Genomic DNA, 26,859 nt, shown 5'->3' with positions numbered 1-26,859 from the left:
TTAAAACTTCAGTTATTGGATACTTATTTTGGCTCCATTGAACAACTTCCCCTTCGCCGATACTATATATTGTTCCTCGCTGGAAAGTCCTGACAGTACCTCTACACTGTCGCCATAAGTCCTGCCCAATCGCAGCCAGCGTAAAAGTGCCGTATTACTTTCACTAACCGTATACACCCCGGACAATTGTCCATTGTGCACTAAGGCATCTATAGGAATAAGCACTCTATTGGTATTCTCTTTTTTTGCAGTAGGAAATTGTACAGTGGCGTACATTCCAGAAAGTAAATTGGACTTGGACTCGTTCAACATTACCTTAACCACATACTGTCCTCCAGTATTTTTGGCCGATGTACTCACTTCGGCTACTGTTCCCTTAAAGGATTCTCCTAAAGTCTTGATCAAAACTTGTACTTCCGATCCCGATTGGATCTGAAGGATTTCCGATTCCGGTACCATGGCCAATACCTGAAAATTGCCAGGACTTTCTACTTCCATTAAGGGCATCCCTGGATTTGCCATATCCCCAACCTTAATAAATTTGTTGGTGACCACTCCGTTAAAGGGAGCACGTATATTGCTATAGGAAAATTGGGCGTTCACCTCGTTCTTCATTTGTTTGGCCCCTTCCAATCTAGCCTTGGCCATGTTGTAGTTGGCCGTAATATCGTCCAGTTCCTTTTGGGAAGCACTGTTCTCATTAAACAAGGCTGTATACCTGTTATAATCTTTTTCTGCATTGTTAAAAGCAGCAGTTGCTTCGGTAATACCAGCATTTACCTGGGCCAATTTGGCGGATAGATCAGTGTTGTTTATACTTATCAATTGCTGTCCTTTGTTCACTTTATCGCCGACCTGCACGTAAATTTTATCAACATATCCCATCATTCGGGTACTGATATTGGCACTGTTCACTGCCTCAATCTTTCCACTAGCGGAAAGGAAAGGACTGCCGTTCTCTTCGGAAACCGTGCTCACTTCAACGGCCACGGCAGGGGAATTGTCCGCCACAATTTTTTTATCATCGCTCCCACAACTGGAAATAGTTATGACTAGGGTGATGAGTGCTGCTATGTATAATTTTGTTTGCATGTTTTCTTTTAATTTTTAGTGCTGGATGTAAATATTCCTTTTTATGGTTTCTTATTTTGATGAACTATATGCTATTATTCCTTGGTTAAAAACTTTACATAGGCCAAGGCGTAATTATAATTGAAAATAGTGGTGTAATATTCCAATCTCTTCTGGGAAAACTGGGTTTCGGTATTTAATAGGTCGGTCGTTTTCTCCAATCCTTGTTTAAATCTATTGGTACGGATCCGGAGGGATTCTTCCGACTGTTGTAAGGCCAAGGAGGTAAGCTCCAAATTGTTTTTGGCGTCTTGAAGCAAACGCACGGCCCTATTTAACTCTACCAGACTTTCCGCTTTATATTGATGCATTTCCAGCTTGGATTTTTCAAATTCGGCCCTACTCTTTTGCACCTTTCCAAAACGATTGCTGCCTTCAAAAATGTTCCATTTTAATTCTGCCCCGATCAAATATCCATTGGCATTACCTTGAAAAACTTGATCATCGTGCAATTCATAGGTCCCAAACGCATTTAAGCTAGGAAGGAAACTCATTTTATCTGCCCTGTACATTTGTTGGTATGCCTCACTGGACAACGACATGGCTTGTAGGTCCTTTCTATTCTCTGGCAATCCTTCCGTATAAATGTCACTGACCACTAGGGTCAAGGAGTCCGATGGTTGTAAAACAGCATAGCTGTTATCGTTCATCAAGACGGATAAGTAATTGGAGACATTATGGATATTGCTCTTGGCGTACTGCAACTGATTGTCTATTTCAGTTAGCCTAACCTCTACGGCCAAGACATCCGATTTTTGAAGATAGCCCTGCTTAAAACTATTATCTGCCAAACGTCTATTTTCCAATGCCGCCTTTTTCGCTTCCTCCAAAACTTTTACGGACTTATAGGCCAATTGTAACTGCATATAAGTCTTTTCAACCTCCAAGTCCATATAGTCATTTGTTCTATCGGCTTTTAATTCCACAGCATTTAATTTGGCTTTTGCCGCCTTACGCTGAAAAATTCCGTCCAGATTTACCAAAGGCTGCTGAACAATTATTCGCGTGGCATAATCCTCGATCTGACTTGGGTTGTTTAATAAAAGGGGATCAAAATCGGCTTGTGTCAAAATTTCCTGGTTCAGTTTGGAACCAAATGCCATTAGAGGGTTGGTGGTGGCAATAGCGGTATGGGAGACACTTATATTGGGCAATATCACCGCATTGGACTGATTAAAATCTCCTTTGGCGGCCAACACATCCTGTTGGGACATTTTTAGGGTATTGTTGTTTTCCCTCACTTTGGTCAACACTTCTTCCTTGCTGATCAACACCCTTTCCTGAGCGTGAACCAAGGACAAGGTTCCCAAAAAAGACAATATATAAATGATATTCTTCATCGTTCAAATTATTTAAGACAAAATTAGGGGGAGAAAAAGGATTGCACAGTAACCAATGTTACCAAGGGATTAATACAATTGGGATAACCAATTTTAGTTTCCTTTTTTGGTATAAAACCAATAGCTAACACCAACGGACCAATAGAAGGTATTTTTTAGATCTTCCTTTATTATAGTATCCTCGGAGCTAATAGTGGCATTGCTTTGGGGAAAAGATAAAGAAGGGGTAAATGAAAAAATAAATTGCTTGTGATAAAGTTGAACGGGAATGCTTAGCTCCCAATTTAAAAAATTGAACTCCGATGCTTCCTTTATTTCCACTATATAGGTAGGTGAAGGCTCTGTTTCAATTGACCCTTTCCCTTTTCCCTTTCGGTTGCCCAAACGATTGCTGCTATAATATTCTTGATAAAAATATTGTGATCCTGCATAAAAGGAAATTCTGGGGTCTATTAATAATTTGTTATCCAGGGTATAATAGGTTCGATCTAACATGAATCCTGCAAAAATATCAGCAGAACCTTCCTTGTTAAAATAAACACTGGAAGAGAGTGTAATTTCCAAAAACTTTAGGTCATAACTTAAAACACCGGTAATATCGCCAATTACTTCGGACCTTACATTGTAACTGTCCTCATTAAAAAAATAAGCGGTTCCCGATATTCCTCCACTAATCTTTGATCCGGTAAATATATACCCTGAACTGATTAATAAAAGATCTACCCTGTTTTCGTTGGATGCCGTTAAATACGATATTGAGGCATCTGCAAAAAACCCAGTTTTATCGTAAAATCCAATTGATGGGAAAATATATGGGGCTGCGATTGAATCCCGCCTACCCATAAATACTGCATCATTAATGTAGCTTACATCGGTTAGAACGTAGGATTCATTGTTATTGAATTTATCTTGGATAGATTTTTTATTGTTTTGGGACATCATCCCAGTCTGAAAAGCAATGAATATTAAGGTAGATAAAATTAGCCGGGATTTCATTGCGTATAAGTTTAAGTTCTTTATTAGAAATGGGATGTAGAAATGTCAAAACCCCTACATCCCCATCATATTCCTTAATTCTTGCCTTTATTCATTTTTTTCATGGGAGCCTTATTAATACCTTTTTGCATATTCATGTTTTTATTGCCCATCATATTTTTCTGAACCATCATTTTTCGATGTTGATACGAATTTTTAAACATGGCACCATCCATATTTAAACATTCTCCATCTTGCAATTTAAGCTGTTTACGGTCTTGGCTTTGGTAGGTTCCATCAGGATTTACTACTACTCCTTCTCCAAGGTTCAATTGCTGCTGAAGACGTTTTTGTTCCTGATTTCTAATTTGATATACTTCCCCCCCTATTTGCATGATCTGAAACCTATTTTGGTTACGTTCCTGCATTTGAGCCTCGGTAAGCCCTTTGTTCTCCTGTTTTACTTTGTATCTGTATTGATACTCATTGCGGTATTTAATACCATCATTGTCCAAACATTCCCCATCTTTTAGACGAAGTCGGTCCCGATCCCTTGTTACATAAGACCCATCTGGATTTACTACCGTTCCATCATTTAAGGTTATTGGATCTTGTAACCTAATTTGGTCACGATCTCTAATTTGTAATACATCACCATCAACCAACATTAATCGGTCTTGGTCCCTATCACGCAACTGATCCCGATCTTGTGCGGTGAGCCTTATTGATCCCAACGCAATCAATAAGGCCAATAAAATTGTTTTATTCATCATTTAGATTTTTTAAATTGATATATGGTAAATGTATCACGCCCACCACTCATTGAAAATGACCTAGATCAGTTAACCTAAACAAAATCAACAGTTTGCAGCATTTTAAATGTAAAAGTGGTTACATTGGGAGCGTTATGGAAAATAGGTTTTGGTCAAATATCTGCAAGACCGCCAACACCTCTATAGTATTGGACCAGCGCTTGAAATCCATTTTTAAAAAGAGAATTTATTTATGAAGATCCATTAGCGACCACACTGTTCCCGACTATCGTTGATTATTAAGGTATAGTCTACCTGGGTTAAATACTTGGGCTCATAGGTATTCCCCAAAAGTTCAATGGCACTGACAAAGCTCCTGAGATGATTGCGGCTACCGCATTGTAGGCTTTCAAAAACTTGTATCATGGCACTGTTGGCCGTGGCGTCTATATAAAGGGCCAAATCCACAATGTCCAAATCTTCAATGTTGGCACCGACCTCCAAGGCATTTGCCACATTTTCACTACCATAATCAATAAACTGATCATAAAGTTTTTGAATGTCCGGGTTGTTAAACTCCCCATAGGATAAAAGGGAATAGGAAATATTATATTGGTCCAAAAGGCCTCTAACGGCATCCATATGGCTTTGCTCACTTTTCTTAATGTTAGAAAACTGATTTGTTACCCATAAATCCTCCAAATAGGTATACGTATCCCTTGCCAACTTTTCTTCCTCCAACATAAACAGTAATGCAGCCCTATCTTCATTAGTGAGGTTTGTATTACTCAGATCCGCAACGGATGAATCATCATTGTTACAGGAGAACACTGCCAAAAGGAACGGCAAAGCAAAAATGAATAAATCGGCTCTTATTTGTCTAAAAAGTTTCATTGCTAATAGTTTTACGTTACATAAGCAATTTCCAACATATTAAACACCTAAACAGCCACTTAAGTTACACAGGCCATGAGTTTTGACACATCAAGGAAGAATAAATTTACTTTGGAGGGTGTTCTAAATTTCAATTGGGGATAAGTTGAAATTCAGGGTGTCCAATTTTCTAGCCTGGATTAGAACCGCCTTTAGGTTACCATTGAATAGTCTTCGTAATTTTTAGCAATGTTTAAACTGGCTATAATTAGCTGAGAAGTATCCAATAGTTTTAGGATTATACAAAATGAGGAGCCTCCTTATTCTTCACCAAACCACCAATTAGGCCTTTGAGGTTTTTTAACCAATTTAAACCTTTCAATAGCATGGGTCTTTATGTGCGCAGCCATCTCCTCAACAGAGTCGGTTACGAACAACAACTCCATGTCTTTTGGGCTTATACTTTCATTCTCCGCCATAATCCTAATGTGTTCACAAAGCTCTTTATGGTATTCGGATCCGAAAATGACCACTGGAAAATTTTGGATCATCTTCGTTTGAATCAAAGTAATGGATTCGAAAAGCTCATCCAAGGTGCCCATACCCCCAGGCATAACCACGAAGGCGTAGGAGTATTTTATCAAAAGGAACTTCCGAACAAAAAAATATCTTATGTTGATCCATTTGTGCAGATAGGGGTTTGGTTTTTGTTCAAAGGGTAAGATGATATTACATCCTACAGAATAACCACCCGCTTCATAAGCGCCTTTATTGGCAGCTTCCATAATACCTGGACCTCCGCCCGTCATCACCGTAAAGCCCATATTGGCCAAGGCAGCACCTACCTCTTCTGCCTTCTTGTAAAATGGATTGGTAACGTCAAATCTGGCCGATCCAAAAACCGTTACGCAGGGACCTATAAAGTGCATTTTCCGAAAAGCCCGGATGAAGCTGTATTGAACCCTAAAGGTGAATAGCAGTTCTTTAAACCTGGAACGTGGCCCACTTAGAAAACGTGATTCTTCCGGTTGTAAATGGTTGTTATTGTGGTTATTTTCCACTAGCTAATTTTTTATAACCAATAGGTGCCTATACGTTCTATTAAATAGAATACCCAGGTTTATGCCAATTTTGTATAAATATCCGAAATATCAGCTCTATTTAGCATGACCATGCTCATAAAATCTGCATAATAATTGATCAGGTTAAAAACCAATATAACTTGGTGGCACTGGGCATACTCTCCATTGCAAAAGAAGAACTACTACTTGTTTTTGTCAAAAACCACAGTCCATATTCCACGGACCTCATTTACGTTATAGCCAACGGCCTTATCTTCCGGGTATAATTTTCTTAGAGTGGCCAGCGTAGTAGGCTTAACCTGTTCGTTGGGTTTTCCATGGCATTGGAGGCACATGGCGTTTGTAGTAATAGGATAATATACCGTAACTTCTTCGTTATCAGGAACTACTACCGGATCTATTTCGATACCAGCGGCAACCTGCTCCATAAAAGTAGCAATATATCCCAGTTCCTCTTTGTTGGCCTTGTTAAGTGGATTTCTAGGTTTATCGGATACCCGCTTGATCTGGGCATTGTTCATAACAGAAATACTATCCGTTAATTCTATGGCCCGGAGGTTACAGAATGCTACCGCCCCATCCGTTCCTTTTTCCTGTATGGCCTTCATTAAATTTTTTCCCAACGCAGCTTTTGTGGCCAAGGCATAACCAAGTCCTATATCCCCATAATCCGTCTGTACTCTATGTTTGGAACCTGGGCCCATTCCTTTGCCCATTCCCATTCCTTTTCCTTTGCCCATTCTTCCAGCATGCTCCCTCTGAAAATGATCATCAAACCATTCTGGCTGTGCAATTTCATAATCGTACATATATTCGGCAATTAGGCCAATGGTTGCTTCGGGGTAGGGTTGATAGGGCATTATCCCAAATCGATTTAGTGCGCCGGGCATTTTGGATTTTTCTTCCTGTGGATCATTAATCCAGTCCACCATAGCTTTTATGAATTGTTCCTTGGTAGTAGTTGAATCTATATAGTGTTTCTTAATAGCCACCATGGGAGGCGCAATCATACTGACTTCCGATGCCTTAGGATTATGACATAAATAGCACTCTGTCTCAATTATCTTTTTACCAGGATGTATCTTTTCCTGATCAGCAGAGGCGCTTTCTAGTTTTGTTTCCACCGGTTTCGTTTCCGCATTTTTAGCCTCCTTACAGCTTAGCAGGGTCATTAAAAGGATTGTAAAGTAAGATAGATACTTCATAAAGCTACTATTTTTGGATTTATTCCTGCATTATCCTTCCCGAATCACAGCTTAGAAAGGATTTGGCCTTATCTCCCAAGCCGTTTTTGGCATCGGCCGTAGGATAGCCCAAAGCTTTAAGAGAATCCCTTAGCCTTTGGGTGGACTCAACGTTCTTGGATTCAAAAGATATTGTTCCGGAATTTACATTCACCAAAACCTCTTTAATATTCTCCAATTCCGATAATTTGGTGCTAATTGTTTTAGCACAACCTCCACATTTAATATTTTGGACAACTAGAGAAAATTTCATAGTCTTTATTTAAGGCTAATTTATAAATTGCCATTAGTTGCCAAATTATCTCCAAGACATGTAGCCGCCTTTCAGGTCAACTACTTTTTCAAAACCCATGCCGATTAATTTACGAGCTGCCCCCCTACTCCTGGCACCCGAACGACAATATAGGTACACGGGCTTGTCTTTGGACATTTTTTCACAGTATCTTTCAAACCCTGCTGCATTAAAAAAATCGACGTTTACTGCATTTTTTATATGCCCATTGCCATATTCACCAGGCGTACGGACATCTATAAGTTGCACCTTTTTATCCTTTATGGCAGCCGCAAAATCGGCTTGATTCAAAACTTCAATTTTATCCGATTTCTCTTTGCCTGTTCCGAAAAGTGTACTAAAAATAGACATAATAATTATTTTTTGAGTTATTCCAAGGTAGTTGTTTAAAAAAGGAAACCGCCATCTTTTACAATGACCGTTTCCTTAAACAACCAACCAAAACATTTATAGTGTAAAGATAGGACAGGTAATTAATGTCCACAGCAACTTTTGTTACACTTGGCCTTTTCCATCAAAAATATGCCATTCTTAATACATTAACTTACAGAGAGTTTAAAACCAAAAAAACCTCCGGAGAACAACAAAAGAGTTCAAAATATAAACTCCAAAAAGAAGCCGAGATTCCCATAGTTCCACAGTCCTAGGATTATCAGAAGTACACTTTGCAATTGTCATATAATATATATTACTTAATATACATTATATTTTAACCTAAACTAATATTTAATTGGTTTAATTGATTAAAATGAGTTAATATTATTGCATTAATGGAATGAGAAAAGATTAAATGCGCTCAATGCCCCTTATTTGTGAACAACCAAGGGATTAGAGGGCCGAACGGAATTCAAGATAAAATCAATTAAGACCAAAACTTAAATACTCACAAATAAGAACTAGCCATGTTTAAATATTCTTTATTGCCCTTGGTTTCGGTTTTCATTTTTATAAACCATGGCCTGCTTGCCCAAAAAGTAAATGAATTTCCAAAAAAAACAGACCCTCTGTACAAAAAGGTGGAAATGTTTGACCGATTGATGCTTGGAAACCATTGGAACGAAGGCGCCATCATGCAACACGTCATTTTCCCCCCTGCAGGACTGGAGCGACCCATTATAGGCTCCCAGGCCGATTGCCTTGACCCTACTTCCGAAATGCTGGCTGCCTACTCCCATAAGTACGCTATTACCGGAGACCCAAAGGACAGGAAAATAGCCAATGACATCTTCGAGGCTGTATTAAAACTGGAAAAAGTAACCGGTGTTGAAGGATTGGTGGCCCGCAGTTTCAATAGGACCAACGAACCCCTTTGGCACGAAGAAGTTTTTTGGTACCATGAATGGCACCAATCGTCCTCCATGCCCGGTTACCGATGGCTGGGCGATTTAAGCGCCGATAAGTTTACTTCCATCTTCTATGGTGTGGGAACTTTTTGGGAACTATGTGCGGATGACGAGTATAAGAAGAAAGCAGCAGGCCTCCTGGATAGATTTATAGGGCGGGTAGTGGACAACAATTTTAAACTTACGGATCTAGATGGAAAAATGACCTTATGGGGCAACTTTTGCCCCAACCTTCCGCACCAAGAACTCAACTCATTGGAAATGTTGGCCGCGCTTAAGGTAACCCATCATATTACGGGAAAGGAACGGTACAATGCCGCCTACCACATGCTTATAGACCGCTATCATTATGACGACCACCAGATTAATTCCAAAATAATATTCCCTAAAGAATGGCGGAATGTAGGGGACGACTACCACGCGGCCCGTTCCCTCTATATGATTATGCGTTTAGAGACCGATCCCAATCTACTCAACAAATACCGAATGAACCTAAACCGACATTGGTACGATTGGAAGGATTTGGAATTTACTTGGGAAAGCAATATCTGGTTTTTAATGGTCTATAAGGTCCTGACAGGGGAAGACATTTTTACCGAAGAGAAAAAGCAGGGCATTAAGGACATGTGGGGATTTGAACGCAATACCAGGGAATTCAAAATCCCCCAAAAAGATGGTAGTTTTAAATTGGTTCGTTCTGAGGAAGAGCAAACTGCCGCGGCCATGATCCGAAATTATTGGTTTGGCAGGTACTACGGAATTATTGATGAAAAATGGTAATCACAAATAATAGGAAGCGCATGAAATCTTATTTAACACTCCTAACTTTTTTTGTACATATTCTTTATCTAATAGGGCAAGAAACGCCAACACCTCCCGAGGGAATGGTTTATGTTCCCGCCGGCGAATTCATTATGGGCAGTACCTATGGCGATCCGGACGAACGGCCTCAACAAATTGCAAGTACAAAAGCATACTTTATAGACCAATACGAGGTGAGCAATACGGAGTTTGCCAAATTTGATCCTACTTTTAAATTTCCTCCGGAAAAAAAGAACAATGCCGCGGTGGTAACATGGTCTATGGCCAATGCCTATGCTAAATGGGCAGGTAAACGTTTGCCTACGGAAAAAGAATGGGAAAAGGCGGCCCGCGGTATAGACGGCCGCGTATTTCCTTGGGGAGATACCTATGACAACACTTATGTGGTGTGGGACCAAAAAGAAACCCGTGGAACTTCCATTGCCAAACCTGCTAGTCCATACGGTTGCTATGATATGGCCGGGAGTGTGTGGGAATGGACATCGGACTGGTATAAACCCTACCCTGGCAACGAGGTGCCTATGGAACAATATGGCGAAACCTACAAGGTAATGCGGGGCGGATCCAATTTTAACAACCACTCCTTTATTCGTACCTCACAACGCTATTATGTGTTACCGGAAAAAATACACGTTTACCCTGTGGGAATACGATGTGTAAAGGACATAGATTAATCCAATGCCCTGATAAAAGAATTATAATAAAAATGTCGCACAAGATGAAAAGACAATTAAGATTTTGGCTGCTACTGATTGGTATTGGCTGTATGCTGTCTTGCGAAAAGGAACAACCTAAAACCTTGGACCTTTCCCAAGCAAACATTGTGATCTCGGCTCAAATTAAATCTCCGATCCAAGAAACAGCGGCTAACATCCTAATCGAAGAAATTAAAAAACGAACCGATCTTCAATTAGGATTAAACCAAAATTGGGATTCCAATATTACCATTGCCTTGGCCCTGGCCCATGAAAAGGAATTGTTCGGAGCAAAAGTACCCGCACCTGAGGCCGATAATGCCTCCGAATTAAAAAAAGAAGGCTATCGCCTTTTCCATGTCCATGAAGGGGACAAGAACACTTTATGGATCATAGGGGCAGACGAAAGGGGCATCCTTTATGGCATTGGCAAACTATTGCGAACCGCTAAAATGAGTAAGAGCCAAATAACACTTAGCCCTAACATTGATTATTCCGAAGCCCCGGAATATGCGCTTCGCGGACACCAATTCGGCTACAGGAATACTGCCAATTCCTGGGACGCTTGGACAGTGGAGCAGTTTGATCAGCATTTTAGGGAACAAGTGCTTTTTGGAGCCAACAGTTTTGAAAATATTCCATTTCAGGAAGCAAATTCCAGTCCCCACTTTAAGATAGATCCCCAGATAATGGAAGTGGAACTAAGTAAAATTTGCCAGAAGTACGATGCCGATTATTGGGTCTGGACACCGGCACCGCATGACCTGACCATAAAAAATGCGCATGCGGACGGACTTGCAGAACAGGAGGCCTTCTATGCAAAATGTCCAAGATTGGACGGAGTGTTTGTTCCGGGCGGAGATCCAGGGGAAAACCATCCTGCCCAGCTCATACCTTATTTAAACGACTTATCGGAAATACTGCACAAATACCATCCAAATGCCGGTATATGGGTTTCATTACAAGGTTTTAATAAGGAAAAAGTAGACTATTTTTTTAATTACCTAGACAAGGAAAGTCCGGATTGGCTTAAAGGTGTGGTTTACGGACCTAGTAGTCCTCCTATTGACCTGGAGCGCGAAATGTTGCCGAAAAAATATCTGCACCGTTTTTATCCGGACATAACCCATACGGTTAGATGTCATTATCCAGTAGATAACTGGGATCAGGCCTATGCATTGACCTTGGGGAGGGAACCTATCAATCCACAACCACTTATGTACACCCAACTTTTTAACAGGGATACCAAATATACCGATGGATTTATTACCTATTCCGATGGTTCACATGACGACGTTAATAAAGTATTATGGAGCCAATTGGGTTGGGATTCCAAGAAAGATCCCAAAACCATCATCCAAGAATACACCCAATTCTTCTTTGGCCCTAAGGTGGCAGAAGAAGCGGCCCAAGGCATATTTAATTTGGAAAAAAATTGGGATGGACCCATTTTGGAAAATAATTCCATAAAAGAGACCTTGGCCTTGTGGAAAGGCTTGGAAGAAAACAACCCCGATCTGGCAAATAATTGGAGGTGGCAGCAATTAATTATGCGGGCCTATTACGACGCTTATATTCAGGACCGACTTGCCTATGAAAAGAGGCTGGAGGACGAAGCATATGAAATACTGGCGCAGGCCAATACCATTGGGGCCGACAAAGCTATGAGCGATGCCCTACAACACATAAAAAAGGCCGATACCGAATTGGTTTCCCAAGACCTCAAGGAAAAGGTTTTTGAATATGGCGAAAAACTTTTTCGATCCATAGGTGCCCAGACCAGCGTGGAAAAATATCAGGCACGTGGCGCAGAACGGGGGGCCATTTTGGACTTTATAGATTACCCCTTGAACAATAGATGGTGGCTGGAAGACGAATTTAATAAAATTGGCGAATTTAAGTCGGAAGCTGACAAGCTTGCGCGATTGGAATTTATTAAAAATTATGAATCTCCCGGAGAAGGCAGTTTTTATGATAATATTTCCAGTGCCGATGCCAAGCATGTCACCTCAAAAACCGATGATGCCATAGACTTTCTATGGGAAAATGACGGTATAAGCAGAAAGCGGCTCTCTACCCAATTGTTCCAATTTACCCCTACCTTGGAATACCATGATCTGGATCCCGATTCCGATTATTTAATTCGTGTTTCCGGTTATGGAGAGGCCCTATTAAGAGCCAATGGAGAACGCCTAAAACCTACCAAATATGAAAAAGGTTTTGAGGAGTTTAAAGAATTCCCACTTCCCAAGAATTTGATCAAGGACGGTCTATTAAAAATAAGCTTTGATAAACCAGATGAGGAACACCTTAACTGGAGAAAACAATCACGGGTAACCGATGTTTGGCTTATTAAACAACCATAATATGTGGGCCGAAAAAAATCGCTTCCCACTAAAAGGAATAGTTACCGTTCTCAACACTCCCTTTACCAAGGAGGATACCATTGACCATAAAGCCCTAAAGAACAATGTAGAGGAAGCATTAAAGGCCGGAGTTGCGGGTATATTGGTGCCCGCAATGGCCGCGGAAGTATATAAATTATCCCATTCGGAAAGATTGGAAATGCTATCCACGGTATTGGAAACCGTAGGGGACAGGATCCCAGTTATTGGAGGTGCAGGGGAAACGGATCTAAATAAAAGCAAGGAGCTTCTAAAGGCCTATTTGCAACTGGGCTGTAAGAATGTTCTATTGCAGATTCCTTTTGTAGAGGAGCAACAGTTCAGGAATCATTTTATGGAATTGGCGGCTCTTGATCCAGAAGTGATTATGCTACAAGATTGGGATGCTACCGGTTATGGCCTTTCGGATGACCTTATAGTAGATTTATTTGAAAAAGTGGCTGCATTCCAATGTCTAAAAATTGAAACCGTCCCAGCGGGTCCCAAATATTCAAGAATTTTAGAACTTACCCAAGGGAAATTGAACATTAGCGGAGGCTGGGCCGTTACCCAGATGATGGAAGGGCTACAAAGAGGTGTACATGCCTTTATGCCCACTGGAATGCATTTCATTTACACTAGCATCTATCGTTTGTATACAGAAGGTAGGACGGAAGATGCCGAGGCCCTTTTCGGGAAAATTATTCCGGTGCTGTCCTTTTCCAATCAACACTTGGATATTTCCATACATTTCTTTAAACGGTTATTGTACCGACAAGGAATTTACAATACCCCCAATGTTCGCCATCCTATCCTTCCCTTTGATGCCGTACATAAAAAATTGGCGGACAAACACATAGACACAATAATCAAGCTTGAAAAACAGCTTAAGTCCCAAAGGTCCAATATTTATTGACCTTGATAAATGCGGCCTATACAATTTCTGACAAAACCTTAGGATAAAAGACACAAGGGTCAATATATTATCTGTTTTAAATAATATAGTTGTGGTACACCCTTGCCTTTTAAATTTACTTTGTTCCAACTAAAGAAAATATATGGCATTAGAATTAAAAGGGATCATTCCCCCAATGGTCACACCTCTTAACGCAGATGGTGGTTTAGATGAAAAAGGATTGGAAAAACTTATAGAGCACCTAATTAATGGTGGTGTACATGGCATATTCCTTTTAGGTACCAACGGGGAAGCTCCTAGTCTTAGCTATGCATTGCGCAAAGAGCTTATTACCAAAGCTTGTAAATATATCCGTGGAAGGGTTCCTGTTCTGGTTGGTATAACCGATACCTCCTTTAGCGGTTCCTTGGACATTGCAGCCCACTCCAAAGAAGCTGGTGCAGATGCAGTGGTGGTAGCCCCTCCTTATTATCTTCCCATTTCCCAAGAAGAAATGATCGACTATTTGGAGCGTTTAATTCCACAATTATCCTTGCCGGTTATGATGTACAATATGCCAAGCTGTACCAAACTTCACCTTTCGCTGGAAACGGTAAAAAAGGCTAAGGAATTAGGTGCCATAGGTATCAAGGACAGCTCTGGTGATATGTCCTATTTCTACTCGCTTATTGAAGCTTTTAAGGAAACTCCAGAATTTTCCATCATTGTAGGTACAGAATTATTTTTACCGGAGACCATCATTTATGGTGGTCATGGAGCAGTAGCGGGAGGAGCAAATTTCCTACCAGAGTTATTTGTTGATCTATATAACGCCTCTGTGGCAAAGAATTTGGAAGATATAAAAATACTTCGCAATAAGGTGGCCTTTGTGAACAGTAGTATCTATTGCGTGGGGAAAAATGCTTCTAGAATAACCAAGGGCATCAAATGTGCCCTATCGGTAATGGATATCTGCGAGGACCATATGGCCCTTCCATTAAGAAAATTTGAAAATAAGGAAAGGGAAAAGGTGAAGGAATATTTAGACCAGTTCGCAGGGTCACAGGTCGCATAAAAGAGTATGGGCAAAAAACTAAAATGGGGAATTTTGGGCACTGCCCATATTGCAACGGAGCATGTAATACCGGCAATGCTCAACTGCCGATATGGAGAGGTTTATGCTATTGCATCCAGAAATTTGGAAAAGGCCAAAGTTATATCCAAACGATATAAAATAGAAAAACCATACGGTTCCTATGAGGAATTATTGGCCGATAAGGAAGTAGATGCCGTCTATATCCCATTGCCCAATCATCTGCACGTGCAATGGGCCATTAAGGCTTTGGAAGCGAACAAACATGTTTTGGTTGAAAAACCTATTGGACTATCCAGCCAAGAAGCCCAAAAATTGTTGCAGGAAGCCAAAAAGTACCCGCACTTAAAGGTTATGGAAGCCTTTATGTATAGACATCATCCCCAATGGATAAAGGTTAAGGAATTAGTGGACCAAAAAGTTATTGGTGACATTAAAACCATTCAATCTTCTTTCTCTTTTTATGAAGATGACCCCAATAGCATTGTAAACAATAAGGAGTTTGGAGGCGGAAGCTTAATGGATATTGGCTGCTATCCAATTTCCCTCTCCCGTTTTTTGTTCAATTCGGAACCTAAAAGCATTGCTTCGGTTATTGAATACCATCCCGAATTTAAGGTAGATGTCCTAGCCTCCGGAATACTGGAGTTTGAAGCCGGTACATCGGTATTTTTTAGCGCTACACAATTGGCGGACAATCAACAAGCACAAATTTTCGGCAGTAAAGGAAATATAAAATTTGAACTGCCTTTTAATCCGCCCATAGACAGGCCTTCCAAAATATGGGTCAGCATAGGCGAAGATTGCCAAGCCATTGAATTTGATACCTGCAATCAATACACCATCCAGGCCGATCTTTTTGCTCAGGCCATAAAAAACAATACCCCAGTGCCTACTCCACTTGAGGATGCCGTTAAGAATATGCTGGTCATTGAAAAGTTGGAGGAAAGTAATTTAAAGGGGCAACGGGTACTTATGTAACCTCCTTTTGCCCCTTTTTACAGTAATTAGTTCATCAATTCTTTTAAAGTCCAATAACTTTTCCTGTCCGGATTTTTGGCACGGATATCCCTAACCTCATTTTCATGGACCATGGTAGTATTATTCATGGAGCGTATGTAAGTAGCCACCTGACCGATCCACTCATCGTCATTGGAGCCCATTGGGAGCATAATACCATATTCCTTTCCGTCTATTGGTCCGGTAAGTCCATTTAGAAGAATTTTTACAAGCACTTCTTTATCGCCTGTAACTCTCGGTGAACCCATTAAGGAAGGTGCTATCAGAGAATTTTCTCCATTGGGAACCCCGGTTAGATCTGGGCCATGGCAGGTTACACAGGTCTGTTTATAAATATCATATCCGTCCAAAGCTCTCCATTTATGACCATTACTTTTATTGGCCAGTTTATGCTTTAATTGTTGCAAATCCGAATCCTTGGCTTTTAAACCTAGTTCAACGGAAGCCATGACCATCTCATTGTCCTTATATTTTTCCGATATGGAAGTTAGGAGATCTGAGCCTTCACTACTTTTGGCATAACGTAAACTCAGTACTAATTGATTTACCACATTAATATCGGTGTCATTTTGTAATTTGGCCAAGGCCTGCATTATGTCCCGATCTTCTTTCTTCAAAAACTCCTCACTCAACCTTATGGCAGTAATACGGACCCTGTAATCCTTATCGTTTAGCTTCTCTAGAATAAGTGATTTATCCACAACACCTAGACCCTCCAACGTCCATAGGGCATGGACCCTTTCACGGGGATAATCCTTACTTCCAAAGTATTCGGTCCAAAAAGACTCATTGTTCTTGGCTATTTCCTTCAGCTTGGGCACAACACCCATATCCCCTTTTAAGATAATCAACTTTTGTGCCGTATTCCTATACCAACCGTTAGGGTGTCCTAAATAATCCGCTAGTTCCGCTGCGGATTTATTCAAAAGATTTGGTTTTCCTGCCGGCTTAATGTCTTCATGGACTATTCGGTATATCCTTCCCCTACCGATGTTCTTGTCCAATCCTTTGCGAAGGATAACCGGTCTTAAATGACTTCCTTCCCTGGTCCAGTTTCCTTCCTGGATTATTCCACGATACATATCCACAATATAAAGATTCCCATCCGGTCCTGTTTGTGCCTGTACAGGTCTAAAGTTCAAATCTGTAGATGCCAAAAACTCGGCCTCGTCATATGCATTGTACAGCACTTTTTTACCGTTCTCATTTTTTACTTTGGCTCTACGTACCAATCTGCCCACAGGTTCCGGAATAAATAAATCGCCATAGGTGGATGGAGGTAATTTATCACCCCTAAATATCTCTTGTCCGGCCACCCCGGTAAATTTATTAAGGGTACCATCCGGCTTTAACCTTAATTCTGCACCTCCCTGAACATCAGGGGTACCCACCACTGGCCATGGTTCCATAAATCCCTCTGAGATCTGTCCTTCCAGATCCACTTCCCCGTAAATTGGAGGTACTTGAAAACCATAGGCTGCCGTTTCGCCACCTGCAGAAGAATAATACATATTTCCCAAATCGTCCTGGGTTAGGCCCCATTGCCCGCTGGAACCATCTACCAAAGAATCTACTTGAACACCGTCTTTGTTAAACCTGAACCGTAGGGGGTTATAGGTGGTGTACACCCAATTATCCAAGTTCCAAACCAGACCACTCTGTTGGTGTTCCAGATTTCCTCCCCTTCTTTTTGGATTTTCATAAACCCTAATCTTTTCGTCCGCCACACCATCGTTATCGGTATCCCTATAACTCCAAAGATCATAGGAATAGGTTTCATTTACAATAAGTCGGTCATCTAGAGGCAAAATCATCCTGGGTAATAAAAGACTGTCGATAAAGACGGTACTCTTGTCCATTTTTCCATCCCCGTCCAGGTCTACCAGAAGTTTTATCTGACTAATAGGTTCATCTTCGCCAATTGCATCCACATTTTGCATATAGGTGTCCATTTGGGCCACATACATCTTGCCGTTTCCGTCCCAAGCTATGGCCACAGGTTCATTTACCATAGGTTCGGATGCCACCAGTTCTATCTTATATCCTTCGGGCAGGTAAAACTTTTCAAGACTTTCCTCGGGGGAAAGAAAATCTGACGGGGCTTCCCTTACAATTTCTGGTTTTACATAAATCTTATCCTTGTACTCCTTCTTACCACAACCAACTATCACCAATAGTAGTAAGCACCCATAAATTTTATTCATAATTGATCAACTTGTAATTCAAATATTTGCGGTTTGGCCAAATTTAAGTTTAATTTTCGAATCATTGTCCCTCTTTTGGAGGTCTCTTGTGCCAATAGGAGGCCAAAATAGATCCGGTTATATTCATTAGTGGTCCAAATACGGCCGGAGCCAGACCCATGGTGGCTATCTTACCCAATGAATTTGCGATACCCGAAGCAAGGCCTCCGTTCTGCATTCCCACCTCTAAAGCAATAGTACGTGAATCCTGCTCATTCAATCTCAATAATCGGGCATACCAATACCCCAGCATATAGCCGAATAAATTATGGATCAGTACCAACAACATTAAGATTCCACCGATATCCAAAAGACTATCCCTTCCCGCTGCCGTTATTACGACAATTATAAGACCTATCCCCAACATTGAAATTACGGGAAGAGCCTTGTCCAACCATTTACCCTTATCCCCCCTCAAACGGTTGAGCAGAAGCCCGGCACCTAAGGGCAGTATAATCATCTTTACAATACTCCACATCATGTCCAGTACATCAATTTCAATAAATTCGCCAGCCAATAATTTCATTAAAAGCGGGGTAACAAAGGGGGCTAGAAGTGTTGAGATAGAGGTTATGGTGATGGAAAGGGCCAGGTTGGCCTTGGCCAAATAGGCCATTACATTGGATGCCACCCCACTGGGGGAACAGCCTATCAGCACAATTCCCGCGGCTATCTCCGGTGGAAAATTGCTAAATTTAGCCAGTGCAAAACCCATAATCGGCATAATGCCCAACTGTGCGGTGACCCCTACCATAACGCCTTTGGGAGACTTGATAACTTCCGCAAAATCACTAATCCTCATGGAGGTACCCATGCCGAACATGATGAGTTGGATCAAGGGTATAATTAGCGCCGTAAGTTTAAAATTGCCAATTTGCAAAAAGTAATGTGGGTAATATAGGGCAAGGGCCACTCCGGCAAATATGGAGGCAGTAAAAACATAACTGTTCAAAGATTTATATCCACTGAAGCCAAGGGCCAAAAGTACAAAAAAGGCCATTATAAAAAGACCTGCATTTTCTAGGTTATGTGTAAGGATCATGCCCAGTACAACTAGCAGCAATACAGCGGCCACGCCAAGGCATACGGAATAAAAAGTTGGTTTTTTCAAAATTGGTCGGTTTAGGTAGTTTAGTTAGTTGGGCAATTTATAGGCCTGTCTGGCCAAAAGCTTAAGTGTACCTTGCCCATTTTTTTGGTATACCTATACATTGCCTATACAGACATCTACAGGCTCCCCGGTATTGGTGCCCTTGGCCAGAAAAATATGGCGGACTATAGCTGTATTGCCCGAAATATGGATCGACTGATCTGCAGCTTCCAAAGACATAAAATGGCATGGCCCGTTAACTATATCATCTATGAATTCTGATTTGTTCTGGATAAGTCCACTGGAATGCCAGTAAGTAAGCTGGTCCGCACATAAGTCGTCCATGAGTTCCACGGTAGGATTGACCATAGCTTCATTAAAAATGGACACGGCCTGTTGAACTTCTTCCATTGTAATTTGAATTTGTTCATCCCCCGTAACCTTGGTTGGGCTTTGATCCATATTTTGCTTACAGCCCATCAAAACCAATAAGGGCATAACGGCTAGGATACAGTAATCCTTAACACCAATTATTAAATTCCGTGCTACGACTACCATGTCCTTTTGCTTAATACCTTATCCAAAGTTTCCTTGGACATACTTCCCAATTCGGGATGCTTTTCCAACCACACCAAAAATTCCTTTTTTAGCTGCTCTGTCCATTTGCTATCTATTTCCCCTGTGGAATATTTCTTTGTTCTTACCATCTCAAAGCCAAACTGGTCCTTTAGGGCCACAAATTCAGCGGTACCCACGACCTGTTCCGCCAAATGCGCAGGAATGAACAGTACCCCCTCTCTTTTGGCCAGTACCAAGTCTCCCGGCAACACCATTACCTGACCGATACGTATCGGGGTATTGAGTCCCATAAGCACTTCTTCCTCTAAAAAGGACGGGTGAAAATCGCGTACAAAGGCATTGAACCCTTCCATCTGGCTTATACTCTCCAAATCCCTTGCACTGCCATTAAAAACTACTCCGTTCCCGGATTTGCTATAAATGGAGGTAGCCAAAGTAGCACCCATAAGTGTGCCTGCATCGATCTTGCCAAAGCTATCGGCCACATAAACGTCGCCTTTGGTGAGTACCTCTATAGGCCATGAATTGGTGTTGCCCTTCCTCCCTTGGGAATTTATACCCCTTTCCTTGATGTTCTTCTCCACATCGGGCCTGCTGGGCATAAACAGTGCAGTAAGTGCCCTGCCTACCACAGGAACCTCATCATGTACCATTTTCCAATTGCCTTCGAACTGATTTTTATATCCTTCGTTTTCAAGGACGGTCCATGCATCATCTATCCCAATTTTTTTTGCCCGTTCCAAAAGATCGTCCGGAATTTTTGGACGGCCGTCCTCAAAGCGTTCCCCTTGCCATTCAGAGGTCAGGAAAATCAATTCCTCCTTGGGAATGGTCTGTCCTAAAACAAAGGAATTCAATGTAAAAAAGCAAAGGAACTGTACAATTATATTGAACTTCATAATCCTTAAATATTTATCCCTCTTTTAGTCCAAGGCAGCTATACAGTCCATTTCAACCAAAGAATTTCCAGGTACGCCCCCATAGGTGGCCACGGTGGTCCTTACTGGAGGATTTGGTCCAAAACGCCCCCTAAACACTTCGTTCATTCCCTTATAATCGGCCAAATCGGCCAAATACACATTTACTTTGAGCACCTTATCCATGGAAGAACCATGCTTTTTCAGCTCTTTTTCCAACTCCTGTAAAACAATCTCGGTATGCGCCTTGATCTCAAAAGGTTCCACATGCGCCCCCTTACCCGCTATATATAGGGTATTTCCATGCTTTACCCCACCCGAAAACAAAGGGATGTCCTGGTCCATAACGATATCTCCCACTACCTCCTTTTTTGGTTTTGAACCTCCTTCCATTGCCCTAGCAGCCGTGCCTATTCCAAATATAGCAGCCAAGCCCATTCCTAATTTTTTAAATGATGCCCTTCTTGTTGTTGTTTTGTTTTCCATGGTTTAAAATTTATGATTATATGTGTTCTAAAATGAAATTCTAATTTGCGGCTAATGACACTCCAAACCTTCTAAGCGCTTGTTTTTAAATGGTCTATTGCCAATAACATGAATATATGAAAATTTCTCCATCCTAAAATGGTTGCCCATACAATTGTTGAACCCACTAATTGGAATAGCAGAATTATAGAGCTTTGGTATAACCTACCAAAACAATTTTACATTGGTATTACTGCTATTATAGATACCTAAAATCTACTTATTCATTACAAATTCCCTTCCTGGATCCTCTGTATCAAAGGTTTCAAAATTACCATTGTCCTGAAGTGTTATAAAGGCCTTAGTGCCGTCTTTACCTCCAAAGGCAATATTGGAAGGGGTTTTGCCCTTTAACTGTACTTCCTTTAGAATTTCACCTTTGGGCGACACCTTGACCACTGTTCCTTTTCCATGCCTTGTGATGTATAGATTACCTTGTACATCGGTGCGCATGCCATCCATTCCAAAATCCTCAAATTTGATCAGAAGGCGTTTATTGCTTATATCCCCAGTTGGTGAAAGATCGTAAGCCCAAACATTGCGCTGGACCGATTCGTTAACGTAGAGTGTTTTGTTATCTGGACTAACTTCTATCCCATTGGTGGTCCCCATATTCCCTTCCAAAAGAGTAACGGTACCATTAGTGTCTATTTTCCATATTTGTCCCTTCGAATTTTTCCAATCGGGATCACTGGCGAAAAGTATATCATTGTCCATTATGGCCACATCATTGGGCTGGTTCATATCAGCGTTATGGGCAAACACGCTTATCTCCTTGGTATCCATATCCACCTTTAAAATATTGTGCTTGGTATAATCGGCTATAAACATATCTCCCTTGCTATTGAAACGGATCCCATTACCAATACTACCCTCTGGGAGATTAACAAATAAGGAAGCTTTGCCATTGGAATCAACTCTGCCAATGGTTCCCGTCCTTTCAAAATTAACGGCATACAAAATTCCATGGGCATCCACCGCAGGTCCTTCTATTCCAGAAGGAAACAGTGCGGGTGCAGTAAATTCCGTACTTTGGTACAATTCCGTTTTTTGCCCAATACTAATATCCTCAGTTTCTATTTTATCGGTATTTTCCCGCTTTTCCTTACATCCTACTATACTTAGCACTAAACCAAGGCCTATTAGTTGACATTTAAACAATGAACTTGTCTTATAATTCATGCCCATTTAATTAAAGAATGACTATTGCTTTTATATATTCCCTTAGATAAAATCCTTCACCAAAAAAGTACGGAAATGAAATTCCAAAAAAGTTGGTAGCCACATTCCCAATTATAAAATCAGCATTGATCCCAGAAAATATACTTTTAAATATACATATTAAATTTAGATTGCCCCTCTCTCTATATGCCTTAAAAAAATATCACAAATCAAAACCGGAGTAGTTCCTGTTCCGTTAGGGCATACCGCTATGCAAGAAATTGTCAAGCAGTTATCAATATTCCAAACTAGAACAATAAAACTCAAAATTTAGGAACAATTTGTTCCCCAAAAGACTACCCCCAATAGGATAGGGCCATTTATTCCTTTGTTTAGAATATTTCCAGTGAAAAAAGACAGTAGTTTCGTTTATTTAATTGTGCTTACATTGTTTGGAAAAAAAAAGAATAGCAACTTCTAAATTGTATCATTAAAAATTTCAAAATCCATAGGCTTAACCAATAGTTTAAATCAAATAATTGTAAGCAATGATCTTTCACATATGAAAAATCAACAGGCCAATTAAAGACCTTTTATACCCGAACATCACAAATGATCAAGCACGAAACAATGACAATTAAAATACTCCTAGCAATGGGTTGCGGTAATAAAAGGTATTAATCCTCTGGGCAAGCTGAACCCAATGGCAGCGAAATTGACTACTCCATTAATTATGCGGATTATTATTCTTTGGAAGCGTTACTAAGACTCAAAAAGCTTAAGGAGGGTATTCCTTTGAACAAACCTCTGCTAACCACCATCAAACAAAAAGATTAAATTAGAAAAGCTGAGGTACGGAAGAATTAGGAAGTACCTAGCATACCGACCAAATATTATCATATACAAGGGACAAAATCTATCTTTTTCAAATACTTTGATTTTCTGCATACGTGCTACGGTACGCCCGAAGTTCTGGAAAAATAGGGTTGAAGGCAAGGCCCACAACCCAATTACATTGCATGCTTTATCCCCTAGAGCGTATTTCCCGCTTCATAAAAACGAGGTAGGAAAGCAGAAAACAAAGCAATGTAAGTGCCAATAATCCCGTAAACTGCGGCCATACCAACATAATGCTCTGTCCCAATGGCAGGGAACTAGGGATGGCCCCCTGCAATTGCTCCATACTTAGCGGCCCCAAACTACGTATGGAAGGTACCAGTATGGCGGAGGTAATCCCATCAAACAACTCATTTGGCATGATCTGCCCCAGATAGAACTTCAATTTTTCATAGAAATAAATGGCTTTGGGGGCCGCGAATTTTGAGGGTTCATATGCCTTAATGATCATGTTGGCTATCAAAGGATAAAAAATGGTACAAAACAACCATACCGCTATCCCCAACAAAGCGGAAGTGGCAGATTGTTTAAAACGGACCGAAAACAAAATAGCAAGGTTTAACCAAAAGGATACATGGACAATACTAAGTACGGTATATACCAATATCCGCATAAACTCTTCGGCTGTAGGCGGTATTCCTATGGCTATGAGCCCCGACCCCAAAACCAAAAAACTCAATGTAAAAAACATAACACTGATCACGATTATCCCTGCCAGAAATTTAGCATTAAGAATACTATCCCTGGGAACGGGTTGCGCCATAATCCTACTCAAGGTTCCCCTTTGCTGTTCCGAACTAATGGCATCGAACCCCAAACTTATTCCAAACAAAGGCCCGAGGAATCCCACAAATCCAAAAAAAGGCGGCAGGGTACCATTGGATTTTGTAAATAAATTCAAGAAAAAAAAGCTATTTCCTGAACTATCTGCCGCAATGGCCTTCATGCCATCGGCCAAAGTGGCAAATAATGTTCCCATACAGGCCATCGAAATAATGGCAAATAGTATTATAAAACGCCAGTTCCTAAAATGATCGGAAATCTCCTTTTGTACCATCGCCTTAAAAGGGCCCCAAGGAAAATTACCCTTACCGGCTCCTGCATCCTCATCCCTAAACATCAAGGAGTGCAGGTTTGAGGTCCAATCGCTAATGGTCAATGCCTTTAAATTTGATATCCCTGTCCTTAAAACTTTATTTTTCATCTGTTTTTATCTTCTTGAAAATATTGATAATAAATGTCGTCCAAACCGTATTCCCTTTTGCTTAGAAAATTAAGTCCGTATCCCGACTTTACGATAAGTCTGGACAAATAAGCGGATACATCCCTATGGGATTCTACTACAAATCCATTGTCCACCAATTCCACATGTGCCACCTCTGGTATCGCCTTCATTTTTTGGACCATCTCCTTTAATGGCAGAGGTGGTTCTACATCTTCTGTCAAAGTGGCTATGCCCCCTTCCAAGGTAAAGGCATTCTTGGAAAACAACTGTTGCGCCAAGGAGCTAATTTTACCTTCCGCCAACATTTTACCTTTCACAAAGATCCCCACCCTGTCACATACCTGTTGAATCTGGTGCAAATGATGGGAGGAGAACAGCACGGTAATGCCTTTTTTTCTACTGAGGCGAACAATGAGCTGAAGAAACTTTTTTACCCCCTCGGGATCAAGTCCTAGGGTAGGCTCGTCCAATATAATTACCTCGGGGTTTTTTATAAGCACATCGGCCAGGCCAAGACGTTGCCGCATTCCTCGGGAATAACTGGATACCTTATTATCCTTGACATCTTCCAACCCCACCTCTTGCAATATCTCCAAAGCCGCCTTTTTGGCCTCTTCTTCCGGGATGTCGTTTAAGCGGGCCACATACATAAGATTCTGTAATCCGGTATAATCGTTGTAAAAACCCACATCTTCCGGTAGATATCCTACTTTTCTTTTCACCTCCAGCGGGTACCTGCTACTGTCTATCCCACACACCTTTACACTCCCCGAATCCACTTCGGTAAGTCCAAGGATCATAAGAATTGTTGTTGATTTGCCCGCCCCGTTGGGCCCTAAGAGACCAAATATCTCGCCTTTTTCTATAGTGAGGTTCAAATTGTCTACCGCTATATGCTCGCCATATTTTTTGGTCAATCCCTTTATATCTATACTCTTTTCCGCCATTACCTCCTACCGTATTTTCTAAACAGATAATAGATTCCCCCCAAGGTCCCCAAAATGATAAAGATTCCTAGCCAACCCCATAATAAAGGTGTCTTTACCATAATCCTAAAGGAAGCCGTTGAAGAAGCCTCTGGGGTCTTGGCCGTAATCTTGGGCAGGTAGTCGCCGGGAATGGCCTTATCGGCAGATTTAATGGTAGCCTGTACCTTAGTACTGCCCCCAGCTTGAATTACAGGAATAGTATCCGGCTCAATTGTAATTTCCCAATCCTTGGGTTTTGAAGAGCTAAAGCTAACATTTCTGAGTTCGCTGGTTCCTGTATTTCTCAGTAGCAGCTCCAATTGCTTTTCCCTCCCCGAAGTAACATTGGCACTCAATAATCCCGTTGGGGTGGTAAGTTCCAAATCATAAGACCCTTTTATGACCACCTCCAATTCCAATTCGGCCGAACTGTACTTGTTGGTAGCCTTTATCGGTATTTTAAAAGATCCGGATGTTACTTGCGGGGAAGGCTGTACCTCCACCGAAATATTGGTGGTTTTACCCGCTTCGATCTCCACTGCCGTGGCCTGCCTACCATTGGGCTTAAAGGCCACGTTCCAACCCCGTGGTGGTAGCGCCAACAAGGAGTACAATTGCTTTTCACTCGTATGATTTTTTAATTTTGTGGAAAAGTTAAAATTGGATTTGGAATGCCCTTCCATATTGATCTGGTCCGAGCTGAATTCGGTCTTAAAAGTGCCCTCTTCCGAAACGTTGACCACAATGGGCAGCACATCGTAATTCTTGGCAACAAGCCTTATATTATATTTCCCCTTTTCTACCTTTAAGGGTACATTTAGGGTTAAGGATACCGTTTTTTTCTCACCCGGCAAAACAGCAATGCGCTTAATGGAATAGCCCCCGGCCTTTAAGGAGGAATTCCATTCATCTGGTAAGCCGGAAAGGTCAATTTCCACATCCTTCAACTGACTACCATAGTTTTTAACCTCAACGGTATAGTCAATGGATTCTCCAGGCGGTACCGTAATGTAGGTATAGGGGGTATAGAGTGTTATTCCGTTCCCAGCCATGGCGCCATGGCTATAAAAGAATAATAAGGTAAACAAAAAGAGTACACTTTTTAAGTAAGGTTTATTGGATTTCATAAAATATGGTTTATAATTTATAAAAGGTTAACAAGTTTGGGCCGAGCCAGCAGCCAGTCTATTCTGTATTCATTCAAAATCAATTTGTATCTATTCCCTTTTTATTAAGATTTCCCCATAATCAATAATCATGGTTTGTATAGTGCCATAGGTACTATATATCTTCCTTGGCTACATTTATATGGA

The 26,859-nt window shown here is 41.0% G+C and carries 24 protein-coding genes; 6 read left to right on the top strand and 18 right to left on the bottom strand.

Annotated elements, in window-relative coordinates:
* Window positions 1–12 precede the first annotated feature (12 nt).
* From B9Y87_RS19140 to B9Y87_RS19100, 9 genes are all read right to left on the bottom strand, one after another.
* On the bottom strand, window positions 13–1,092 hold the full coding sequence (locus B9Y87_RS19140; RefSeq protein ID WP_085500567.1) for an efflux RND transporter periplasmic adaptor subunit: 1,080 nt from the start codon (window positions 1,090–1,092) through the stop codon (window positions 13–15).
* A gap of 74 nt (window positions 1,093–1,166) precedes the next feature.
* A complete protein-coding gene (locus tag B9Y87_RS19135) occupies window positions 1,167–2,471 on the bottom strand; it encodes a TolC family protein (RefSeq protein WP_085500566.1) in 1,305 nt (434 codons plus the stop codon).
* A gap of 93 nt (window positions 2,472–2,564) precedes the next feature.
* Window positions 2,565–3,467, bottom strand: a complete 903-nt coding sequence (locus B9Y87_RS19130) for a hypothetical protein (RefSeq protein ID WP_245808756.1) — start codon at window positions 3,465–3,467, stop codon at window positions 2,565–2,567.
* A gap of 74 nt (window positions 3,468–3,541) precedes the next feature.
* Window positions 3,542–4,219, bottom strand: a complete 678-nt coding sequence (locus B9Y87_RS19125) for a DUF6799 domain-containing protein (protein ID WP_245808755.1) — start codon at window positions 4,217–4,219, stop codon at window positions 3,542–3,544.
* A 243-nt stretch (window positions 4,220–4,462) separates the two neighbouring features.
* On the bottom strand, window positions 4,463–5,092 hold the full coding sequence (locus B9Y87_RS19120; protein WP_085500563.1) for a DUF2202 domain-containing protein: 630 nt from the start codon (window positions 5,090–5,092) through the stop codon (window positions 4,463–4,465).
* Between the two features lie 299 nt (window positions 5,093–5,391).
* Complete coding sequence (locus tag B9Y87_RS19115) at window positions 5,392–6,132, bottom strand: LOG family protein (protein WP_085500562.1); 741 nt, start codon at window positions 6,130–6,132, stop codon at window positions 5,392–5,394.
* A 203-nt stretch (window positions 6,133–6,335) separates the two neighbouring features.
* Window positions 6,336–7,358 (bottom strand): Tll0287-like domain-containing protein, encoded by a 1,023-nt coding sequence (locus tag B9Y87_RS19110; RefSeq protein ID WP_085500561.1) that lies wholly within the window; start codon window positions 7,356–7,358, stop codon window positions 6,336–6,338.
* A 19-nt stretch (window positions 7,359–7,377) separates the two neighbouring features.
* Window positions 7,378–7,650, bottom strand: a complete 273-nt coding sequence (locus B9Y87_RS19105) for a heavy-metal-associated domain-containing protein (RefSeq protein ID WP_085500560.1) — start codon at window positions 7,648–7,650, stop codon at window positions 7,378–7,380.
* 45 nt (window positions 7,651–7,695) lie between these two features.
* Window positions 7,696–8,040, bottom strand: a complete 345-nt coding sequence (locus B9Y87_RS19100) for a rhodanese-like domain-containing protein (protein WP_085500559.1) — start codon at window positions 8,038–8,040, stop codon at window positions 7,696–7,698.
* Between the two features lie 551 nt (window positions 8,041–8,591).
* Between B9Y87_RS19100 and B9Y87_RS19095 the strand changes: the two genes are divergently transcribed.
* From B9Y87_RS19095 to B9Y87_RS19070, 6 genes are all read left to right on the top strand, one after another.
* A complete protein-coding gene (locus tag B9Y87_RS19095) occupies window positions 8,592–9,812 on the top strand; it encodes a hypothetical protein (protein ID WP_085500558.1) in 1,221 nt (406 codons plus the stop codon).
* A gap of 20 nt (window positions 9,813–9,832) precedes the next feature.
* Window positions 9,833–10,528 carry a formylglycine-generating enzyme family protein gene (locus B9Y87_RS19090; RefSeq protein WP_176225685.1) on the top strand — a complete coding sequence of 232 codons (696 nt, stop codon included), beginning with the start codon at window positions 9,833–9,835 and terminating at the stop codon, window positions 10,526–10,528.
* A 44-nt stretch (window positions 10,529–10,572) separates the two neighbouring features.
* Window positions 10,573–12,915 (top strand): alpha-glucuronidase family glycosyl hydrolase, encoded by a 2,343-nt coding sequence (locus B9Y87_RS19085; RefSeq protein ID WP_085500556.1) that lies wholly within the window; start codon window positions 10,573–10,575, stop codon window positions 12,913–12,915.
* A 1-nt stretch (window position 12,916) separates the two neighbouring features.
* Complete coding sequence (locus tag B9Y87_RS19080; RefSeq protein WP_176225684.1) at window positions 12,917–13,849, top strand: dihydrodipicolinate synthase family protein; 933 nt, start codon at window positions 12,917–12,919, stop codon at window positions 13,847–13,849.
* A 142-nt stretch (window positions 13,850–13,991) separates the two neighbouring features.
* Window positions 13,992–14,903 (top strand): dihydrodipicolinate synthase family protein, encoded by a 912-nt coding sequence (locus B9Y87_RS19075; RefSeq protein ID WP_085500554.1) that lies wholly within the window; start codon window positions 13,992–13,994, stop codon window positions 14,901–14,903.
* 6 nt (window positions 14,904–14,909) lie between these two features.
* Entirely contained in the window at window positions 14,910–15,902 is a 993-nt protein-coding gene (locus tag B9Y87_RS19070; protein ID WP_085500553.1) for a Gfo/Idh/MocA family protein, read from the top strand.
* Window positions 15,903–15,928: 26 nt separating this feature from the next.
* On the opposite strand, the gene B9Y87_RS19065 is transcribed toward B9Y87_RS19070, so the two are convergent.
* The 9 genes from B9Y87_RS19065 to B9Y87_RS19025 form a co-directional block, all read right to left on the bottom strand.
* Entirely contained in the window at window positions 15,929–18,145 is a 2,217-nt protein-coding gene (locus B9Y87_RS19065) for a DUF7133 domain-containing protein (RefSeq protein WP_085500552.1), read from the bottom strand.
* Window positions 18,146–18,206: 61 nt separating this feature from the next.
* Complete coding sequence (locus B9Y87_RS19060; RefSeq protein WP_245808754.1) at window positions 18,207–19,295, bottom strand: bile acid:sodium symporter family protein; 1,089 nt, start codon at window positions 19,293–19,295, stop codon at window positions 18,207–18,209.
* A gap of 93 nt (window positions 19,296–19,388) precedes the next feature.
* A complete protein-coding gene (locus B9Y87_RS19055; RefSeq protein WP_085500551.1) occupies window positions 19,389–19,832 on the bottom strand; it encodes a nuclear transport factor 2 family protein in 444 nt (147 codons plus the stop codon).
* Complete coding sequence (locus tag B9Y87_RS19050; RefSeq protein ID WP_085500550.1) at window positions 19,826–20,752, bottom strand: RraA family protein; 927 nt, start codon at window positions 20,750–20,752, stop codon at window positions 19,826–19,828. Before B9Y87_RS19050 ends, B9Y87_RS19055 begins: the two co-directional genes overlap by 7 nt.
* Before the next feature lie 24 nt (window positions 20,753–20,776).
* The gene (locus tag B9Y87_RS19045; protein ID WP_085500549.1) at window positions 20,777–21,256 is read right to left on the bottom strand and encodes a RidA family protein; all 480 of its coding nucleotides are present in this window, start codon (window positions 21,254–21,256) and stop codon (window positions 20,777–20,779) included.
* A 255-nt stretch (window positions 21,257–21,511) separates the two neighbouring features.
* Window positions 21,512–22,477, bottom strand: coding sequence for an SMP-30/gluconolactonase/LRE family protein (locus tag B9Y87_RS19040; RefSeq protein WP_085500599.1), 966 nt, complete (start codon window positions 22,475–22,477; stop codon window positions 21,512–21,514).
* 1,003 nt (window positions 22,478–23,480) lie between these two features.
* Entirely contained in the window at window positions 23,481–24,557 is a 1,077-nt protein-coding gene (locus tag B9Y87_RS19035; RefSeq protein WP_217807548.1) for an ABC transporter permease, read from the bottom strand.
* Window positions 24,554–25,525 carry an ABC transporter ATP-binding protein gene (locus tag B9Y87_RS19030; RefSeq protein WP_085500548.1) on the bottom strand — a complete coding sequence of 324 codons (972 nt, stop codon included), beginning with the start codon at window positions 25,523–25,525 and terminating at the stop codon, window positions 24,554–24,556. Before B9Y87_RS19030 ends, B9Y87_RS19035 begins: the two co-directional genes overlap by 4 nt.
* Window positions 25,525–26,673 carry a COG1470 family protein gene (locus B9Y87_RS19025; RefSeq protein ID WP_085500547.1) on the bottom strand — a complete coding sequence of 383 codons (1,149 nt, stop codon included), beginning with the start codon at window positions 26,671–26,673 and terminating at the stop codon, window positions 25,525–25,527. Before B9Y87_RS19025 ends, B9Y87_RS19030 begins: the two co-directional genes overlap by 1 nt.
* Between the last annotated feature and the right edge of the window lie 186 nt (window positions 26,674–26,859).

It is taken from the genome of Arenibacter troitsensis (assembly GCF_900177645.1).
Taxonomy (GTDB): Bacteria; Bacteroidota; Bacteroidia; order Flavobacteriales; family Flavobacteriaceae; genus Arenibacter; species Arenibacter troitsensis.
The sequence above is the reverse complement of the archived record's forward strand: the minus strand, read 5'-3'. Positions and strand labels throughout refer to the sequence as shown.

Excerpts from the sequence above, each read along its gene's own strand:
- B9Y87_RS19140 (WP_085500567.1), bottom strand. The coding sequence starts at position 1,092 with ATGCAAACAAAATTATACATAGCAGCACTCATCACCCTAGTCATAACT.
- B9Y87_RS19135 (WP_085500566.1), bottom strand. The coding sequence starts at position 2,471 with ATGAAGAATATCATTTATATATTGTCTTTTTTGGGAACCTTGTCCTTG.
- B9Y87_RS19130 (WP_245808756.1), bottom strand. The coding sequence starts at position 3,467 with ATGAAATCCCGGCTAATTTTATCTACCTTAATATTCATTGCTTTTCAG.
- B9Y87_RS19125 (WP_245808755.1), bottom strand. The coding sequence starts at position 4,219 with ATGATGAATAAAACAATTTTATTGGCCTTATTGATTGCGTTGGGATCA.
- B9Y87_RS19120 (WP_085500563.1), bottom strand. The coding sequence starts at position 5,092 with ATGAAACTTTTTAGACAAATAAGAGCCGATTTATTCATTTTTGCTTTG.
- B9Y87_RS19110 (WP_085500561.1), bottom strand. The coding sequence starts at position 7,358 with ATGAAGTATCTATCTTACTTTACAATCCTTTTAATGACCCTGCTAAGC.
- B9Y87_RS19105 (WP_085500560.1), bottom strand. The coding sequence starts at position 7,650 with ATGAAATTTTCTCTAGTTGTCCAAAATATTAAATGTGGAGGTTGTGCT.
- B9Y87_RS19100 (WP_085500559.1), bottom strand. The coding sequence starts at position 8,040 with ATGTCTATTTTTAGTACACTTTTCGGAACAGGCAAAGAGAAATCGGAT.
- B9Y87_RS19095 (WP_085500558.1), top strand. The coding sequence starts at position 8,592 with ATGTTTAAATATTCTTTATTGCCCTTGGTTTCGGTTTTCATTTTTATA.
- B9Y87_RS19090 (WP_176225685.1), top strand. The coding sequence starts at position 9,833 with ATGAAATCTTATTTAACACTCCTAACTTTTTTTGTACATATTCTTTAT.
- B9Y87_RS19085 (WP_085500556.1), top strand. The coding sequence starts at position 10,573 with ATGAAAAGACAATTAAGATTTTGGCTGCTACTGATTGGTATTGGCTGT.
- B9Y87_RS19080 (WP_176225684.1), top strand. The coding sequence starts at position 12,917 with ATGTGGGCCGAAAAAAATCGCTTCCCACTAAAAGGAATAGTTACCGTT.
- B9Y87_RS19075 (WP_085500554.1), top strand. The coding sequence starts at position 13,992 with ATGGCATTAGAATTAAAAGGGATCATTCCCCCAATGGTCACACCTCTT.
- B9Y87_RS19070 (WP_085500553.1), top strand. The coding sequence starts at position 14,910 with ATGGGCAAAAAACTAAAATGGGGAATTTTGGGCACTGCCCATATTGCA.
- B9Y87_RS19065 (WP_085500552.1), bottom strand. The coding sequence starts at position 18,145 with ATGAATAAAATTTATGGGTGCTTACTACTATTGGTGATAGTTGGTTGT.
- B9Y87_RS19055 (WP_085500551.1), bottom strand. The coding sequence starts at position 19,832 with ATGGTAGTCGTAGCACGGAATTTAATAATTGGTGTTAAGGATTACTGT.
- B9Y87_RS19050 (WP_085500550.1), bottom strand. The coding sequence starts at position 20,752 with ATGAAGTTCAATATAATTGTACAGTTCCTTTGCTTTTTTACATTGAAT.
- B9Y87_RS19045 (WP_085500549.1), bottom strand. The coding sequence starts at position 21,256 with ATGGAAAACAAAACAACAACAAGAAGGGCATCATTTAAAAAATTAGGA.
- B9Y87_RS19040 (WP_085500599.1), bottom strand. The coding sequence starts at position 22,477 with ATGAATTATAAGACAAGTTCATTGTTTAAATGTCAACTAATAGGCCTT.
- B9Y87_RS19035 (WP_217807548.1), bottom strand. The coding sequence starts at position 24,557 with ATGAAAAATAAAGTTTTAAGGACAGGGATATCAAATTTAAAGGCATTG.
- B9Y87_RS19030 (WP_085500548.1), bottom strand. The coding sequence starts at position 25,525 with ATGGCGGAAAAGAGTATAGATATAAAGGGATTGACCAAAAAATATGGC.
- B9Y87_RS19025 (WP_085500547.1), bottom strand. The coding sequence starts at position 26,673 with ATGAAATCCAATAAACCTTACTTAAAAAGTGTACTCTTTTTGTTTACC.